This window comes from Companilactobacillus mishanensis (assembly GCF_003946505.1).
GTDB lineage: Bacteria > Bacillota > Bacilli > Lactobacillales > Lactobacillaceae > Companilactobacillus > Companilactobacillus mishanensis.
In genome coordinates, this window is the sequence record NZ_RHON01000002.1 from 14,324 (window position 1) to 30,789 (window position 16,466).

At 37.9% G+C, this 16,466-nt stretch carries 18 protein-coding genes; 9 read left to right on the forward strand and 9 right to left on the reverse strand.

Annotation, left to right across the window (positions count from 1 at the left end):
- Positions 1-102: 102 nt before the first annotated feature.
- From gnd to EKM63_RS02730, 4 genes are all read left to right on the forward strand, one after another.
- Positions 103-1,002, forward strand: a complete 900-nt coding sequence (gene gnd, locus EKM63_RS02715) for a phosphogluconate dehydrogenase (NAD(+)-dependent, decarboxylating) (protein ID WP_125703487.1) — start codon at positions 103-105, stop codon at positions 1,000-1,002.
- 12 nt (positions 1,003-1,014) lie between these two features.
- Positions 1,015-2,565 (forward strand): gluconokinase, encoded by a 1,551-nt coding sequence (gntK, locus tag EKM63_RS02720; RefSeq protein WP_125703489.1) that lies wholly within the window; start codon positions 1,015-1,017, stop codon positions 2,563-2,565.
- A gap of 69 nt (positions 2,566-2,634) precedes the next feature.
- Entirely contained in the window at positions 2,635-3,987 is a 1,353-nt protein-coding gene (locus tag EKM63_RS02725) for a gluconate:H+ symporter (RefSeq protein WP_125703491.1), read from the forward strand.
- Between the two features lie 73 nt (positions 3,988-4,060).
- Positions 4,061-4,474, forward strand: a complete 414-nt coding sequence (locus EKM63_RS02730) for a fluoride efflux transporter FluC (protein WP_125703493.1) — start codon at positions 4,061-4,063, stop codon at positions 4,472-4,474.
- 15 nt (positions 4,475-4,489) lie between these two features.
- Here EKM63_RS02730 and EKM63_RS02735 read toward each other — a convergent pair whose 3' ends face one another.
- Together EKM63_RS02735 and EKM63_RS02740 are read right to left on the reverse strand one after the other, a co-directional pair.
- A complete protein-coding gene (locus tag EKM63_RS02735) occupies positions 4,490-4,876 on the reverse strand; it encodes a winged helix-turn-helix transcriptional regulator (protein ID WP_125703495.1) in 387 nt (128 codons plus the stop codon).
- 70 nt (positions 4,877-4,946) lie between these two features.
- Positions 4,947-6,131 carry an MFS transporter gene (locus EKM63_RS02740; protein WP_125703497.1) on the reverse strand — a complete coding sequence of 395 codons (1,185 nt, stop codon included), beginning with the start codon at positions 6,129-6,131 and terminating at the stop codon, positions 4,947-4,949.
- A 134-nt stretch (positions 6,132-6,265) separates the two neighbouring features.
- On the opposite strand from EKM63_RS02740, the gene EKM63_RS02745 reads away from it, so the two are divergent.
- Positions 6,266-6,607: a fluoride efflux transporter FluC gene (locus EKM63_RS02745; protein WP_125703499.1), complete on the forward strand. Its 342-nt coding sequence runs from the start codon at positions 6,266-6,268 to the stop codon at positions 6,605-6,607.
- Positions 6,608-6,616: 9 nt separating this feature from the next.
- Positions 6,617-7,042, forward strand: a complete 426-nt coding sequence (locus EKM63_RS02750; protein ID WP_125703501.1) for a DUF805 domain-containing protein — start codon at positions 6,617-6,619, stop codon at positions 7,040-7,042.
- A 129-nt stretch (positions 7,043-7,171) separates the two neighbouring features.
- Here the strand turns inward: EKM63_RS02750 and EKM63_RS02755 are convergent, their stop codons facing one another.
- The 3 genes from EKM63_RS02755 to EKM63_RS02765 form a co-directional block, all read right to left on the reverse strand.
- A complete protein-coding gene (locus EKM63_RS02755; protein WP_125703503.1) occupies positions 7,172-8,167 on the reverse strand; it encodes an aldo/keto reductase in 996 nt (331 codons plus the stop codon).
- 101 nt (positions 8,168-8,268) lie between these two features.
- Entirely contained in the window at positions 8,269-8,547 is a 279-nt protein-coding gene (locus tag EKM63_RS02760) for a type II toxin-antitoxin system HicB family antitoxin (protein ID WP_125703505.1), read from the reverse strand.
- Between the two features lie 45 nt (positions 8,548-8,592).
- A complete protein-coding gene (locus tag EKM63_RS02765) occupies positions 8,593-9,459 on the reverse strand; it encodes an NAD(P)-dependent oxidoreductase (RefSeq protein ID WP_125703506.1) in 867 nt (288 codons plus the stop codon).
- Positions 9,460-9,673: 214 nt separating this feature from the next.
- On the opposite strand from EKM63_RS02765, the gene EKM63_RS02770 reads away from it, so the two are divergent.
- Positions 9,674-10,519 (forward strand): YitT family protein, encoded by an 846-nt coding sequence (locus EKM63_RS02770; RefSeq protein ID WP_225418256.1) that lies wholly within the window; start codon positions 9,674-9,676, stop codon positions 10,517-10,519.
- A gap of 302 nt (positions 10,520-10,821) precedes the next feature.
- On the opposite strand, the gene EKM63_RS02775 is transcribed toward EKM63_RS02770, so the two are convergent.
- Positions 10,822-11,463 (reverse strand): SDR family oxidoreductase, encoded by a 642-nt coding sequence (locus EKM63_RS02775; RefSeq protein WP_125703510.1) that lies wholly within the window; start codon positions 11,461-11,463, stop codon positions 10,822-10,824.
- 92 nt (positions 11,464-11,555) lie between these two features.
- Between EKM63_RS02775 and EKM63_RS02780 the strand changes: the two genes are divergently transcribed.
- A complete protein-coding gene (locus tag EKM63_RS02780; protein ID WP_125703512.1) occupies positions 11,556-12,320 on the forward strand; it encodes a flavodoxin family protein in 765 nt (254 codons plus the stop codon).
- 105 nt (positions 12,321-12,425) lie between these two features.
- On the opposite strand, the gene EKM63_RS02785 is transcribed toward EKM63_RS02780, so the two are convergent.
- Positions 12,426-13,727, reverse strand: a complete 1,302-nt coding sequence (locus tag EKM63_RS02785; RefSeq protein ID WP_225418248.1) for a dicarboxylate/amino acid:cation symporter — start codon at positions 13,725-13,727, stop codon at positions 12,426-12,428.
- A gap of 230 nt (positions 13,728-13,957) precedes the next feature.
- Here EKM63_RS02785 and EKM63_RS02790 point away from each other — a divergent pair, with 230 nt between their 5' ends.
- On the forward strand, positions 13,958-14,953 hold the full coding sequence (locus tag EKM63_RS02790) for a tRNA dihydrouridine synthase (RefSeq protein WP_125703515.1): 996 nt from the start codon (positions 13,958-13,960) through the stop codon (positions 14,951-14,953).
- Positions 14,954-15,002: 49 nt separating this feature from the next.
- Here EKM63_RS02790 and tpx read toward each other — a convergent pair whose 3' ends face one another.
- The gene (gene tpx, locus EKM63_RS02795) at positions 15,003-15,497 is read right to left on the reverse strand and encodes a thiol peroxidase (RefSeq protein WP_125703517.1); all 495 of its coding nucleotides are present in this window, start codon (positions 15,495-15,497) and stop codon (positions 15,003-15,005) included.
- A gap of 78 nt (positions 15,498-15,575) precedes the next feature.
- Positions 15,576-16,409, reverse strand: coding sequence for an aldo/keto reductase (locus EKM63_RS02800; protein WP_125703519.1), 834 nt, complete (start codon positions 16,407-16,409; stop codon positions 15,576-15,578).
- Between the last annotated feature and the right edge of the window lie 57 nt (positions 16,410-16,466).

The following is a 16,466-nucleotide window of genomic DNA, read 5'->3' on the forward strand; positions in this document are numbered from 1 at the left end:
ATAATTAATATTAGGAAAACTTTTTTCACATTATTAGTTGATTGTTGAAAAATATTTTCGTATAATCAAAGATGTTGAAAGCAATTACAGGAGATGGAAAATATGAAATTAGCCATGATTGGTTTAGGTAAGATGGGAATTAACCTTACAGAGAACCTAATTAGAAATAACAACGAGGTCGTCGCATTTGACTTAAATGAAGACGCAAAGTCTGAAGCCAAAGGACTAGGTGCAGAAGTTGCCGACACACTTGAAGGAGCAGTCAGCAAACTTGAGTCACAAAAAATTGTTTGGGTAATGTTGCCAGCTGGTAAACCTACAAACATGACAATTGATAGTTTGAGCAACTTATTAGATGAGAACGATATCGTCATTGACGGTGGAAATACTTTCTATGAAGATACACTTCGCCACAATAAGATTTTGACTGAAAAAGGAATCAAATTCTTCGATGCTGGAACTTCAGGTGGTATGAGTGGTGCCAACAAAGATGGTAATTTCATGATCGGTGGAGATGACGCTGACACATTCAAAATTATCGAACCCATTTTTGAAGATATCGCCCAAAAAGATGGCTATTTATACACTGGTAAAGCCGGAAGTGGTCATTATCTAAAGATGGTCCACAACGGTATCGAATACGGAATGATGCAGTCAATTGCTGAAGGATTCGATGTTTTGGAACATAGTGAATTCGACTATGATAACGAAGCTGTCGCTAAAGTTTGGTCAAACGGATCAGTTATTCGCGGATGGTTGATGGAACTGGCACAATCAGCTTTCTCAAAGGATCCAGATTTAGAAGCAATCAAGGGTGTTATGCATTCTTCAGGTGAAGGTAAATGGACACTTGATGAAGCGCTCAAGCTCCAAGTTCCAACTCCAGTTATTGCTTTATCGCTTATGATGAGATATCGCTCAATGGAAGATGACACTTTCACAGGAAAAGTTGTTGCAGCTCTAAGAAATGAGTTCGGCGGACATGACGTCGAAAAGAAGTAGGAGGAACTTCTTATGGATTATATGATCGGTGCAGATATTGGTACAACTAGTACAAAGAGTGTTTTGTACGACATGAATGGAAAAGTAATTGCATACGCTAATAAAGGTTATCAATTGTATCAAGATACACCTGATATGGCTGAAGAAGATCCCGAAGATATTTTTGACGCCGTCGTTGAAGTTCTTGGTCAAGTTATGCGTAAAGGTAATGTTAAACCTGGTGAATTAAAGGGAGTTTCTTTCTCATCAGCTATGCATAGTTTGATTTTGATGGACGAAAACGATAAACCAATGACTCGTGCAATCACATGGGCAGATAACCGTGCAGCAAAATATAGTGAAGAGTTAAAAGAAAATGGACTCGGACAAGAGATTTACCTTAAGACAGGTACACCTATCCATCCAATGGCACCACTTTCAAAAATGTTGTGGTTAAAAAATGAAAAGCCAGATCTTTATAACAAAGCTAAAAAATTTATTGATTTAAAAACATATGTATTCTTCCGTTTATTCGGAGTTTATCAGATGGAATATTCAATCGCTTCAGCTACTGGAATGTTCAATATCTTCGATTTGAAGTGGGAAAAACAAGCTTTGGATTTACTCGAAATCGATGAAAGTCGTTTGCCAAAATTAGTTGAACCTACTGATTCAATCAAGGGTATCAATGCTAATTATGGTGAATTACTAGGCATCCAACAAGATGTTCCATTCGTTTTTGGAGCTAGTGATGGAGTACTTTCTAACCTGGGTGTTAACGCAATTGACCCTGGTGTCGTTGCGGTAACTATTGGTACATCAGGAGCTGTACGTGTTGTTGTCGACAAACCAGTGGTTGATCCAAATGGAAGATTGTTCTGTTATGCATTGACCAAGGATAAATGGGTCGTCGGTGGACCAGTAAATAATGGTGGTATCGTCTTCCGTTGGGTCCGTGACCAATTATTCGGTCCAGAAAAAATCACTGCTGAACAGATGCAAGTTTCATCGTATGATATTTTGACACAGATTGCAGAAAAGATTCCTGCCGGTTCAGATGGATTATTGTTCCATCCATATCTAGGTGGAGAACGTGCACCAATTTGGAACGCATATGCTCGTGGGTCATTCTTCGGATTAACTCGTCAACATACCCGTGCACACATGGTTCGTTCAGCGCTTGAAGGTATCGTCTACAACTTGTACATGGTCATGTTGATGATCGAAGGTGTTGCTGGAAAACCTAAGAGTATTCAGGCAACTGGTGGGTTCGCCCGCTCATCACTTTGGAGACAAATGTTAGCTGATATTTTTGAACAAGACGTAACTATTCCAGAAAGTTTTGAAAGTTCATGTCTTGGTGCAGCTGTGTTAGGGATGTATTCATTGGGATATATCGACGATTTATCTGAAGTTAAAAACATGGTCGGCGTTACAAATGTTCATCATCCAGATGAAAACAATTTTGAAGTTTATCGTGAATTGTTGCCAATTTGGATTCGTTTATCAAAAGTTTTGGCACCAGAATACAAGAGTATCGCTGAGTTCCAAAAGAAACATATGAAAGAGCACCAAGAAAAATAACTCGTCTCAGGACGAGTTTTAATAATAATCGAAATGTAAACGGTTACTTAAATTAGGGAGGATTTTCTTATGCCATTTCTTGTCTTAGTATTAGGAATTGCTTTGTTACTATTCTTAATTATCAAGGTAAAGTTAAATACTTTTGTATCCTTGGTTGTTACGTCGATTGCTGTTGGTGTTGGTCTTGGAATTCCAATGACCAAAATTGCCACTAGTATTCAAGACGGTATCGGTAGTCAATTAGGTGAATTATCGATTGTCTTTGGTTTCGGTGCCATGCTCGGGAGGCTGGTTGCTGATGCCGGTGGTGCATATCGAATTGCCCACACTCTGATCCAAAAATTCGGTAAAAAGAGATTACAATTAGCAATAGTTTTAGCATCATTTATTATTGGTATCGCTTTGTTCTTCGAAGTTGGTATGGTTCTGTTAGTTCCAATCGTATTCGCAATTGCTATTGAAGCTGGAGTTTCAATTATGTATCTTGGAATTCCAATGGCAGCTGCACTTTCAGTAACACATGGATTCCTACCACCACATCCAGCACCAACAGCCATCAGTGCCGTTCTTGGTGCAAGTGCTGGTCACGTGTTGCTATACGGAATCATCGTTGCGATTCCAGCCGTTATTATCGCTGGACCTTTGTATACCAAAGTTGCTAAAAAAATTGTTCCAGATGCTTTTGATAGAACTGGAAACCTGTCAGCACTTGGTCCTCAAAAAGAATTTAAACTTGAAGAAACACCTGGATTTGGAATTTCAGTACTTACATCATTGTTCCCAGTTCTCTTGATGGCAATCACAACAATTTATCAATTGTTATTCAACGGTGGCCATTTACCAAAGAACCCAACAACGTTAGATTCAATCATCGCCTTTATTGGTACACCAGCAATTTCAATGACAATTTCGTTATTGATCGCAATGTACACAATGGGTTGGGCACGTCGTTTCAAGACACCACAGATCATGCATACAGTTGAAGAAGCAGTTAAATCAATTGCAATGTTGCTACTAGTTATCGGTGGTGGTGGTGCCTTCAAACAAGTTTTAATTGACGGTGGAGTTGGAGATGCCGTAATGAACTTGTTCTCAGGTACAAATATGTCACCACTTATCCTTGGATGGTTGATTGCTGTAGTTCTAAGAATCGCCTTGGGATCAGCCACAGTTGCTTCACTAACAGCAGCCGGATTAGTTCTTCCACTAATGCAGTCAGCCGGAGTAAATCCAGCCTTGATGGTATTAGCAGTCGGAGCCGGTTCACTAGCTGCATCACACGTTAATGATGCCGGATTCTGGATGTTCAGAGAATATTTTGACTTAACAATTAAAGAAACATTACTTACTTGGACAGTTTTGGAAACCGTTATTTCCGTAGTAGGAATTATCGGGGTTCTCCTATTAAGTCTCGTATTGTAATCGCCAAGAGGTCGTCGAAAGATGGCCTCTTTTTTGGTATGCTTAATTGATATTAAATTCAGAGGGATGCCTTATGAAAAAGTTTTATACGTTTTTGATTATCTTTGTCGGCGCTTCAATCGGTGGAAGTTTACGATATTTGATAGGTTTACTGTTCACTGTTAGTTCTGGTTTCCCTTGGGGAACATTATTTGTCAATCTGACTGGAGCTTTCTTATTACCATTATTGATCCATTATTTGCATGATAAATTTCATCTGAAAGCCAATACGGTTCTGTCCCTGACGACTGGATTACTGGGAGCTTACACAACTTTTTCTACTTTTACTGCAGATTCGTACAAACTATTTCAAAATGGAAATTATGTGATGTTATCAATATATTTGTTGGCAACCATGGTGGGGGGCTTTCTCTGTGCGATTGCTGGTAATTATTTGGCAGCTAATTTAGCAACGAGAGAATATTTGAGTAGAAAAAAAGAAAGCTAGGATTATCCTAGCTTTCTAATTAGCTTTTTCTTCGATGTCAGTTTCTGGATCGTCATCAAGTAGAATTATTGATTCACCTTGTTCACGACGACGACAAATATCTTCTTCGCCCCATTTGCATAGTTGGAACAGTAGATCATTTAAAGTTTTACCGTAATCAGTCAATGAATATTCGACCTTAGGTGGAACCTGTTCATAGACTTTACGATTAACTATTCCACTATTTTCCAATTCACGAAGTTGTTCTGTCAGAACTTTTTGAGTTATTTCGGGAATTACACGACGCAATTCACCAGTACGCATAGTTCCACGTTTAAGATGACAGAGAATCAGAGGCTTCCATTTTCCGCCAATGACATCGATCGTAGCTTCAACTCCAATGTTATAAACACATTGCTTCAAGTGAATTTCCCCTTTACATATTGGTATGATTGAATTTCATATTAACATGTAAATAAAAGAAATTACAGAATTATTGTTTTTCAGCAGCGACGCTACGCATTAGATAGAAAATCAACAAAATTCCAATTACTAACATAGCGATTCCCATCCATGGTGTCATCGCAATCATATCGTTGGAAGCCGCAAAGCCGCCGACGGTTGATCCGATGATGATACCAATATTAAAGGCAGAAATATTAAGGGAAGATGCTAGATTGACTTCAGAAGGTGTTAATTCTTCTGCTAATTGCAACATATAGAGCTGTAAACCAGGGACGTTCATGAAGGCAAATAATCCCATAAGTAAAACGGCAATCAATCCGAAGTAGTGAGTGTTTAGACTGATCCAAACTAGGAACAACGCTGCACCAAGGCCGATAAACATTTTTAAAAGAGCGTTCAAAGGTTTTACGTTAGCTAATCGACCACCGAGCGTATTTCCGATGGCGACAGCAAGTCCATAGACGACCAAAATAATAACAATAGCTCCGTCTGACCAGCCCATTTGATTTTTTAAAATTGATGAAATGTATGTATAAACTGGGTAAGTTGCACCATAACCAAGGGCAGTTATCAAGATGATCAACAATAATTTAGGTTGATTCAAAATTCTCAAGAAACCTTTAGCGTTGCTTGGTTGAGCTTTTGGAAGATTATTTGGAACTAAAATCAAACTACCGATCATTCCTATCAAACCAAGTAAAATCAAGAAAATGAATGAGCTACGCCAATTTAAAATTTGTCCGATATATGTTCCTAAAGGAACACCAGTAACGGTTGCGACTGTTAAGCCAGTGAACATTACCGAAATTGCTGAAGCACGTTTGTTTGGAGCAACAACGTCGGCAGCAACTACGGAAGCAATAGTCATAAATAATCCGTGTGCTAAAGCTGAGATAATTCTACCTATAAGAAGCATGACGAAGGTAGGTGCCAAAGCAGCAATCGTATTTCCAAGGATGAAGCTGATCATAATGGCAATCAATAAAGTTTTTCTATTGAAGCGAGTTGTTAGGGATGTCAGAATTGGTGCACCTAACATGACTCCCATCGCATATAGTGAGACCGTTAATCCGGCCTGAGCAATCGTGACATTAAACGATTTGATGATCAATGGCATGATTCCGACACTGATAAATTCAGCACTACCAATTGCGAAAGCACTGATAGCGAGGGCAGCTAAAGTCCAAGCTGGTGATAATTTTTTATTTTGCAAAGTATTCACTCCTTTAATCAATTAATAGTTTCTTAACGACAAAAATTAATTATAGGGGCAAAAAATTTTAAAACAATTACGCACTTTAAAGTGGGATAGGTACTTAAAAGTAACCAAGGAAGGAGGTTTTGGTGATGAATGTATTATTAGTGGCAGTTGGGGCGACATTCGGAGCTTATTTTAGAAATGAATTGACCGCTGTCTCAAAGAAAGCCAAAATTGATTTTCCTTGGATGACACTATGTATAAATATCTTGGGGTCTTTTATTCTCGGATTAGTTAGTGCCCGAATAGCAGATAAACGATTATTGCTATTGCTAGGGACAGGACTTTGCGGGGGATTTACAACATTTGGTACGTTTAATTTTGAGCTCAGCCAGTTGTGGTTTCAAAAAAAGTATCTTAGATGTTTTGTTTATTTCTGTTCGTCATATATTTTTGGTATATTAGGATTTATAATTGGAGTAACACTTTAAGAGGTAATTATGGAAAATACAATTTGGAACGAAAGTAACAAACCAGGTATCATCACTTCAACAAAATTATATTTTAATGATTTATTTGTCGGGGCAAAACGAATGAGTCGAGCTGATTTTTGGTGGGGTTATCTTGGAACAACAATATTCTTTACAGTTTTGTTGGGACTGTTAGCCTTATTGGAAACTAAATTGCCAGTAATGGATTATTACTGGAGTGCCGTGGTCGGTGTGGCAATTGCTATGAGTTTTGCTTATTATATTATTGCAATTTTTACTGCTTCGATTCGTCGATTGCATGATGTCAACTTGCGTGCTTGGTGGCTGTTGTTTTATTTGATTCCCGGAATTGGTTTTATTGTTTGGGTTGTTTTGATGTGTTTAGGCCAACGTAATTCTTCTAATCGGTTTGATTATGATATAGAGTCGGATTAGGTATCCGACTACGAAAGCAAATCGATTGGCTTTCTTCGTCTAAATTGGGATTTAAATTTTTTTGCTGAATCAAATAATATGTTAGTTTACAAAAAAGAGTTCGGAGGCATATTTGCTCCGAACTCTTATTTATTTGATCAATTTATTAATTTGTTCTGTTTCATCTGCAGAAAATTCGAGATTATCGAGTGCTTTTAGATTTTCGTCTAAGTGATCATTGTTGGTTGTGCCGATGATTACACTTGCAACTACTGGGTCTCGTAGTAACCAAGCTAATGACATTTGGCTAAGTGTTTGGTTACGATTTTTTGCAATGTCATCCAAACTATTTAGTTTTGTTACCAAGGCTTCGGGTCCATTGGCAAGCAAACTGTTATTTGTGTGGTGAATCTTGAAGTCATTGGGAATACCAGCTAGATAGCGTTCTGACAATAGTCCTTCACAGAGTGGGCCATAGGCTATCAATCCTGTACCACTATCTCTCATTACTTGAGCCACACCACTGGTTTCTACGTGGTTGTTCAATAAATTCATGCTCATTTGATTCAAAACAAATGGTGTTCCTAATTGTTGGAATAATGCGATTGCTTTCTTCAATTCAGGCACTTCATAATTTGAAACGCCAACGTACATTGCTTTACCTGAACGGGCGATGTCATCCAAGGCACGAACGGTTTCTTCAATTGGAGTTTTGTCATCATAACGGTGTGCATAATAAATATCCACGTAGTCTAAATTTAATCTAGTCAAGGAGTCGTTGATCCCTTGAAGTAAAGATTTACGAGAAGTTCCGATACCATAAGGACCATCGTGAATTTCATAACCCGCTTTAGTTGAAATTACTAATTCATCCCGATAGGGTTTTAAATCATCTTTTAAAATTTGTCCTAATAATTCTTCAGAACTTCCAAATCCAACTTCGCCATTTCCGTAATGATTAGCAACATCAAAGTTAAAAATTCCCTTATCAAAAGCATGTAAAATTACGTCGCGTCGATCACTTAATGGATCCGCGCTACCAAAGTGTTGCCATAGTCCCAATGAAATTGGTGGTAACATTAGACCAGTTTTTCCAGCGTGACGCACAGAATTGTTTTCATAACGACTATTTGATGCAGTATACATAGATACAACCTCCAATTATTCATACCAATTAATATTAAAACAATGTGAACGGTTACTCAAGGATATTCAATTTAGAGAATCTACAATATACAGTTGAAGTTTTAGCTTTCTAATCTTTCTTTCAACGCGTTCGTCAAAATGGCTGAGAAATTCAGATTCTTTTCTTTTCCAAGTTTTACTAAATATTCAGGTACCGTGACACTTTTCCGCACAGTCTTTGGGTTGTTGCGTCGATATTCATCAAGATTAATAGACACAACAGTTTTTATAACTTCATTTTTAACGATTAAGTCTTCTAACTTACTTGCTATTGGATATTCGGATTTATCTTCCAACATTATTCCAATTGCATCGATCGCCATCAGAATTGCGTCTGTCATCGTATTGACTATTTAGCTATTGAGGCTGCTAATATTTTTCAGCTTTTACCACCAAAGCTTGACCAAGGCTTGTGTTCCATCATCACCTAGATGCTTTTCATCTACTAACTTTTCATATAAGGCTTTGGCTTGTTTTGTAGCGGGTAAATCTAGTCCCATTTTTTCACTTTCATCCAAAGCTATTCTCAAATCTTTCAAGAAGTGTTTTGAATAAAATCCTGGGGCATAATCGCCTTTTAAGATTCGTGGCCCATAATTTGCCAGACTCCAGTTTTGAGCTCCTCCACCTAGTAGTGTGGCTAAAACAGAATCCAAGTCTAATCCGGCGGCTTTTGCATAGACGAACATTTCAGTCAGTCCGGTCATTGTTCCGGCAATCATAATTTGATTGGCCATTTTCGCATGTTGTCCTGATCCGTATGGCCCAAAATAATGAGTAGTTTGACCGATAATTTCGAAAATTGGTTGTAGCTGATTGTAGGTTTCCTTACTGCCACCGACCATGATGGTCAATTTACCGTCACGAGCGCCAACATCGCCACCAGAAACAGGAGCATCAATACAATTAACACCAATTTTTTCAGCTTTTTCACCCAGTTCTTTGGCTAAAGTAGGGGTACTTGTTGTCATATCGACGATAGTTTGACCAGATTTCAGTGCTGCGAAAACACCAGTCGTTTCGTCGAGATATACATCTTTGACATCTTGGGGAAAACCGACCATAGTAAAGATAATATCAGTATTTTCTGTTAATTCCTTTGGACTGTGGAACCAAGCTGCACCTTTGTTCAAAAGTGGTTCAGCCTTTGATTCAGTCCGAGTGTAAACAGAAACATCATAGTTTGCTTTCAACAAATTATTTATAATTCCACTACCCATGACACCAGTTCCAATGAATCCAATTTTCACCATATTTAGTACCTCCGAGTGTGTGAATGCTGCTTTTTTGATAACTTCAAAGTCAGTTTAACATTTTAATTGATTGCTTAGTTGTATTATGAACTTTCACATAAGTCCCGAATAAGATTGGACTGACAATAATTATTAGTATTAATTTCGTGGGAATTTATTTATGATTGTTATATAATTTGTGAAACAGAACAAGTAGGGGGTGGCAATATTGGCCATGTTTAAAGAATATACGAAAAAAATATTAGCAGCGATCTTTTATGGAATTACCTCCGCCATGGGAATTCAGCTACTTTTACAGCCAGCAAAGTTATATACAAGTGGAGTCATGGGTGCTGCCCAACTGATCGTTAACTTGATAGAAAAATTTGCTCACATGGGAACCGAAGTTTATCTTTGGTACTTCCTAATGAATATTCCATTATTAATATTATCATGGAGAAAGTTAGGAAAAAGATTCACCGTATTAACATTGATATCGATAGCTTCAGCCTCGATATTTATTCTATTCATACCTCTACATCCAATAACAAATGATCCAATGTTAGCCTCAATTTTTGGTGGTGCCATGGTCGGAATCGGTACCGGAATCTGTTTCAGATACGGCTTTTCAACCGGAGGAACCGATATCATCGCATTGATAATTCAAAAGAGCAAAGGCGGCACAGTAGGCCAAGTAAGTTTTGGAGTAAACACAGTGATAATCCTAATAGCCGGAATGGTATTCGGTTGGGAGTTAGCGCTTTACAGTATCGTCTCAATCTTCGTAACTAACATCGTTATCGACAGAATGTACATCCAGCAACAGAAAATCACAGTAACAATATATTCGCACTCAATAGATGACATTTCCAAAGCATTACTGAAATCCTTGAACCGAGGAATCACCATGGATTACAACCTAAAAGGAGCATATTCAGGTGAACAAATAGGTTCAATGACAATGGTATTAACAAAATTCCAACTATTCTTTGTAAAACAAACAGTACAAAAAATAGATCCAAATGCCTTCATAAATATCCAACCAACAATAGGCATAATGGGGAAATTCAACGACAACTAAAAATAAAACAGAAGCAACATCGAAAGATGGAGCTTCTTTTTTTTAGCCGAAATTCACCGAGATGTTCATAGAAAATAAAAAAATCTCACCCCTCCACAAAAGGAAAGATGAGACGTTGATTTAAAATATTAGACAATTTAGCACGTAGGGCAGGTTCGCCGGTGGTTCAGCTGCGAGATTTATGTTATCGGGGCGAAGCCACGATTACATAAAGGATTCCTTTAAAGACCGCACTTAGGCTTTAAAGAATCCCGTAGCGTTCCAACCACCGCCGAACCTAACCGAAGTGCGGCAGTGAACCACTATTTAAGTACATCTGCAAACGACGAATCGCCCGAGACGAAAGAAAACTCCTTCTTGCCTGTTGATGGTGTTTGCAAAATTTGAACAATAGCTTTAGCAACATCAATACGAGGAACAGTTCCACTCTCGTCACCAGAAACAAGCTTGATTTTGCCAATACTTTCATCGTCAGTTAACCCACCTGGATGAATGATCGTGTAATCAAGTTCTGTTCCACGAAGATGAACATCGGCGTAATGTTTGGCAATCATATATGGCTTGATGCCTGAAGCATCCCATTTACTTCTGTCATCACTGAAAATTGAGCTGACCATAATATAACGTCTGATTCCAATACCTTCAGCCACCATCATTGTTTTAATAGCACCGTCTAGGTCTATTTGAATTGTGAGATCATATCCGGCACCACCGGCACCTGCTGAAAATACAATTGTGTCGGCACCAGAAGCCTCAATTGAATTTTTCAGATCATCTAAGGAACCAGTTAAATCAATAAATTGCGTGGGAATATTATTTTCTTTATATGCCTTTATTTGTTCTTCACTACGTAAGCCAGCAACAAAATCAATATTCTTCGATTGTAATTCACCAATCAACAAACGTCCTACTTTACCATGTGCACCAATAATAAGTACTTTCATAAGTAAACCTCCTCAATATCTTAACTGTACCAACAAAAATTTGTTTTTGCTAGTATAAAGAATATAGTTATAATTATAGGTAGGAGGGCACTATGAAAATATTAGGTATTTTAGCATCTCATAAGGAACACGGTCTGAATGCACAAATGCTCGAGAGTGTTTTGGACAATGTGGACGAGGGTGTAGAAACAGAAACTATATTTTTGGAAAACTACGACATAACTCCTCACAAATTTCATGAAGACAATCCAGTTCTTGATGAATTTTCTGCGAAGTTAGCTGAGGCAGATGTTTGGGTTTTCGCTGCACCGACATATTGGCGAGAATTATCTGGGGTTTTGAAAAACTTCTTTGACTGTATGCGTCCAAAATTGGTTTACATCAAAGAAAATGGGGACACTATCCCTGGAGATTTCAAAGATAAGCATTACATGAGTATTACTTCTTGTTTTGCTGGACCGGTCGAAAACTTTGTTACTGGAGTTACAGACGAAAGTTTCAAGACTATAGATCGTACAATGTCTGCTGCTGGAGTCATTAAAGTTGGGGAACTCGTATTGCCAAACACATTTGGAATGAAAGAAATTCCCGAAAATAAAAAGAAATTAGCAGCCAAGTTTGGACACAAGATTTCTAAAAAAGTAGAAAAGGATGATTTAACCGTGAAAAGATATATTCAGTTATTCTTGATGATCGCAGTCATGGCCTTGATTACGATGGGAATCCAAATACCATTGAAAGCTATCATGCCAGTTGGTAATTTTTGGGTAAACTATGCATCATTCGTTGTGATATTCTTCGTACTATTAGGATTGATTTTGCACTACATGACATTTATGAAACATAGACGTAGATAATAGAATAAATTTTATTTAACTTTACAGTGTTTACAAATGTAAATTCGATAAACAATAAAAAATTGGACTTTCGATAAATGAAAGTCCAATTTTATTTTGCTTAAATTATGCGGTAGCTACAGCAGAAGATGCTTTAACTTTTTTGTTTTCTGAAGCATCAACTAAACTTGCGGCAACCATTGAGCTTGTTACGTTTGTTGTTGTACGAGCCATATCAGCGAAGGCATCGATACCGGCAAAGATACCAACAATTTCTACTGGTAATCCTAAGGTAACGAATAAAGCGGTTGCTAACATGATTCCACCACCGGGAACTCCGGCAGTACCAAGTGAAACGACTGGGCAAAGTAAAATGATAACTAGAACTTGTGTGAATGTAACATTCATACCGAGTGAGTTCATAGCATAAATTGCTAGAAGAGGAGGCCAAACTCCGGCACATCCTGACATTCCAACTGTTGTTCCTAATGGACCAACGAAGTTAGCAATGTTTTCCGAAACATGTTCTTTCTTAGTTAAGCAATCAATGTATACAGGTAACGTACCTGAAGAACTTCTTGTTGAGAATGCCATCAATTGAGCAGGCATAATATTCTTGAAAAATCTAATAGGTGATATTTTACCAACAAATTTCAATAATAGACTGTCAGTAAAGTAGATATGGAAGAAACAACCAACAAATGCTAGAACGATGATCTGAACAAGAGGCATCAAAGCCTTAGGATCACTAGCACCGATTGTATCTGCCATCAAGAAAATAATTGAGTATGGTAATAATTTAATGATTACACGAATTATTTGATAAACGATGTCGTGGCATTCATCTATAAAGCTTTTGAAAGTGTCCATTGAACCTTTCTTGCGACTTGATAGTGCAACGACTGCTATTCCGACGATAATTGAGAAAAATACGACCGGAATAATTTGTCCCTCAGCCATTGAAGTAAATAAATTAGCTGAGAATAGATTTGTGATTACTTCTGTGAAATGTGGAATTTTTGTAACTTTAAAGCCATCTACGATACTTAGGTGACTACCTGTACCGATACCTGACATGATTGCCAGAGCGGCACCAACAATTGCAGCCAGCAATGTTTGGAAAAGTAGCCAGAAGATGGATTTACCCCCAATACTTTTTAGTTCATGTAGTGACTTCATTGAATAGATACTCTTGATCAACGAAACCATCAACAGTGGAATAACCATCATGGAAATAACTCTAATAAAGATTGTTCCCAGGACAGCCGCATATTCCGTATATCCTTTGAAGAAAATACCTATAACGATACCGATCAATAAAGCGACAACTGATGTAAATGTGAAGTTAGTCTTTTTATTCAACCAGTATATGAAATAACACGCTACTAAACAGACTAGTAAGGTGCTAATGTTCATCCAAATATTCATAATTCCCCTCCCGTGTGGTATGTGGTAATTTTTATCATTTCTTCCCCACATGAAAAAGCTTATCAGATAAGAGAACGTTTTCATAGGAATTTTGTGCATTAATTAACAAATAAACAAAAAATTAATATTGCCATGAGAGATGATTTACAAATTAAATATTAGATTCTTTCTCAACAAACTAGTAATATACTATTGGTATAAAATATCACGTTGAAAGGGAGCAAATAAGTTTGGCAGAATCAGAATTTTGGTCAAAAATATCGGAAAAGGCTAAGCAAGAGAACAGACCTTTCTTTACGATGGCTCCCATGGAAGCTGTTAGTAATACAGTATTTCGCCAAGTTATAACTCATGCTTGTCCACCTGATATGTTTTTCAGTGAGTTCGTTTATGCAAAAGCGATAACGGATCCGACAACTAAATTTCCCGTTAACGGTCGCTTATATATGCAACCAGGGGATAAAATGACACCAGTTGTGCAACTTTGGGGAAACGAAGCTGAAGATTTCAAAGCAGCGGCTTCGTCCTTGAAACACCAAGGATTTCAAGCGATAGACATAAATATGGGCTGTCCTGATGGAACTGTCATCAAGAATCATGGTGGAACAGATTTGATCCGTAATCCTGAATGGGCAGCTGGTGCGATTGCTGCAGCTAAAACTTCAGGATTGGCAGTCAGTGCCAAGACCAGATTGGGTTATAGCAAAGTCGAAGAGTATCATGACTGGCTGAAATTTTTGTTGGAACAAGATGTTGAAGTTTTAACGGTTCATCTGCGCACTAAGATGGAAATGAGCAAGGTTCCTGCCCATTTTGAAGTTATTGACGATATTATCAAAATGCGTGATGAAATTGCTCCCGGTACTCTGATTCAGATCAATGGGGACATTCCTGATTATCAAACTGGTTTGAAATTGGCACAAGAACACCCTGGACTAGACGGAATTATGATTGGCCGTGGAGTATTCGCAAATCCATATGTGTTTGAAAGTAAGCCTGCTGAACACTCACTTGATCAATTGTTAGAGTTATTGAATATGCAATTAGACTTGTTCGATGAGTTCTCACAAAAATATGACGTTCCACGTTTCCAAGCGCTAAAGCGATTCTTCAAAATTTATGCGCGGCCTGAACTTGGTGCGACTGATTTGCGAAATGCAATGTATGATACCAAATCTACTGGTGATGTTCGTAAGATTTTGGATGAAAAAGAAAAATATCTATAGAAAAAGACCAGACAATTTCGTCTGGTCTTTATTTGTTTGATTATGAAATTTAGCTCATTTGGTCTAATTGATCTAAAACCTTGTCATATGTTGGTTCGTCAGTTTGTTCATCCATGATTTCTGAATAAATAACTTGTTTGTTTACGTCAACGACCCAAACTGAACGTGCTAAGATTCCCATTGTTGGGATAAGTAGGTTAGAGTTTCTACCGAAATCCTTGTCGACATCAGATAACATTTGCATATTTTCAACATCTTCAGCAGCACACCACTTACTTTGTTGCTCAATCGTGTTGGTTGAAATAGTTACGAAATTGATTTCTGAATGTCCATCAACTTCAGTATTGAATCTCTTTGTTTGAAGACTGCAGACACTAGTGTTGATATCAGGTACGACACTGATAAGTAATGGTTTGTCGAGTAATTCTTTAAGTTTTACATTCTTACCATCTTTGTTTTTTACGACAAAATCTGGGAATTGATCTCCGACAATAACTGGTTCTCCCACTGTTGAAACTGCCTCGCCTTTAAATGTTAAATCCATTTAACTCACACCTTTCTTTTTTACATATTAAATTATAAATGAATTAGGTCCAAAAACCTAAATTAATGATTATGTAAATTAAAACTCTTCATAGACTGCTGGGTCTTGATTCTTCAAACGGCCGTCCGCTTTGGTCAATTTGCTCATACCAACTAATTCATCAGCTGTTAATTCGAAGTCAAAGATATTTAAGTTTTCACGTTGATGGTCGCTGTGACTTGACTTGGCTATAGGTAGCACGCCAAGCTGAGTTTCCCAACGGAGGATGATTTGACCAGCATTCTTATGATACTTTTCTGCCAATTTTAAAATAAATGGGTCCTTTAATTCGTTGCTTGCTCTGCCTAGGGGACTCCAGGCTTGATCTAGAATTCCATGAGCTTGATCATATTCACGCTGTTTCTCCTGGTTAAAGTAGGGATGCAATTCAATTTGGTTGAGAACAGGCATGACACCAGTTTCTTTTTCCAAACGGTCCAAATGTTCTGGTAGGAAGTTGGAAACACCGATCGAATGTATCAGACCAAATCGTTGTGCATCGATCAAAGCTTGCCAAGCCTCAACGTAATTATCCTCTTTAGGATTTGGCCAGTGAATAAGATACAGGTCATAGTAGTTTAAGCCAGCTCTATATAACGATTCCTGAATAGTATCGATAGCCTCTTGATAGTGATGATGACGACCAGGGAGCTTGGAAGATACGATGATATCCTCTCGTGGCACAGGACTCTTGCGAATTGCTGCACCGACTGCTCCTTCGTTTTCATAGTTAAATGCACTGTCGATCAAACGGTAGCCAACGTTCAAGGCAGACACTATACTATTTACTCCTTGTGCTCCGTTGACTAGCCAAGTACCGAAAGCAACCTTTGGCACAACTAGTCCATCGCGAAGTTGATAAGTTTCTGACATTATTATTTGAACCCCTCTCTGTTCAGATTTAATAATTTAGTTTAAACTCAGTATAGC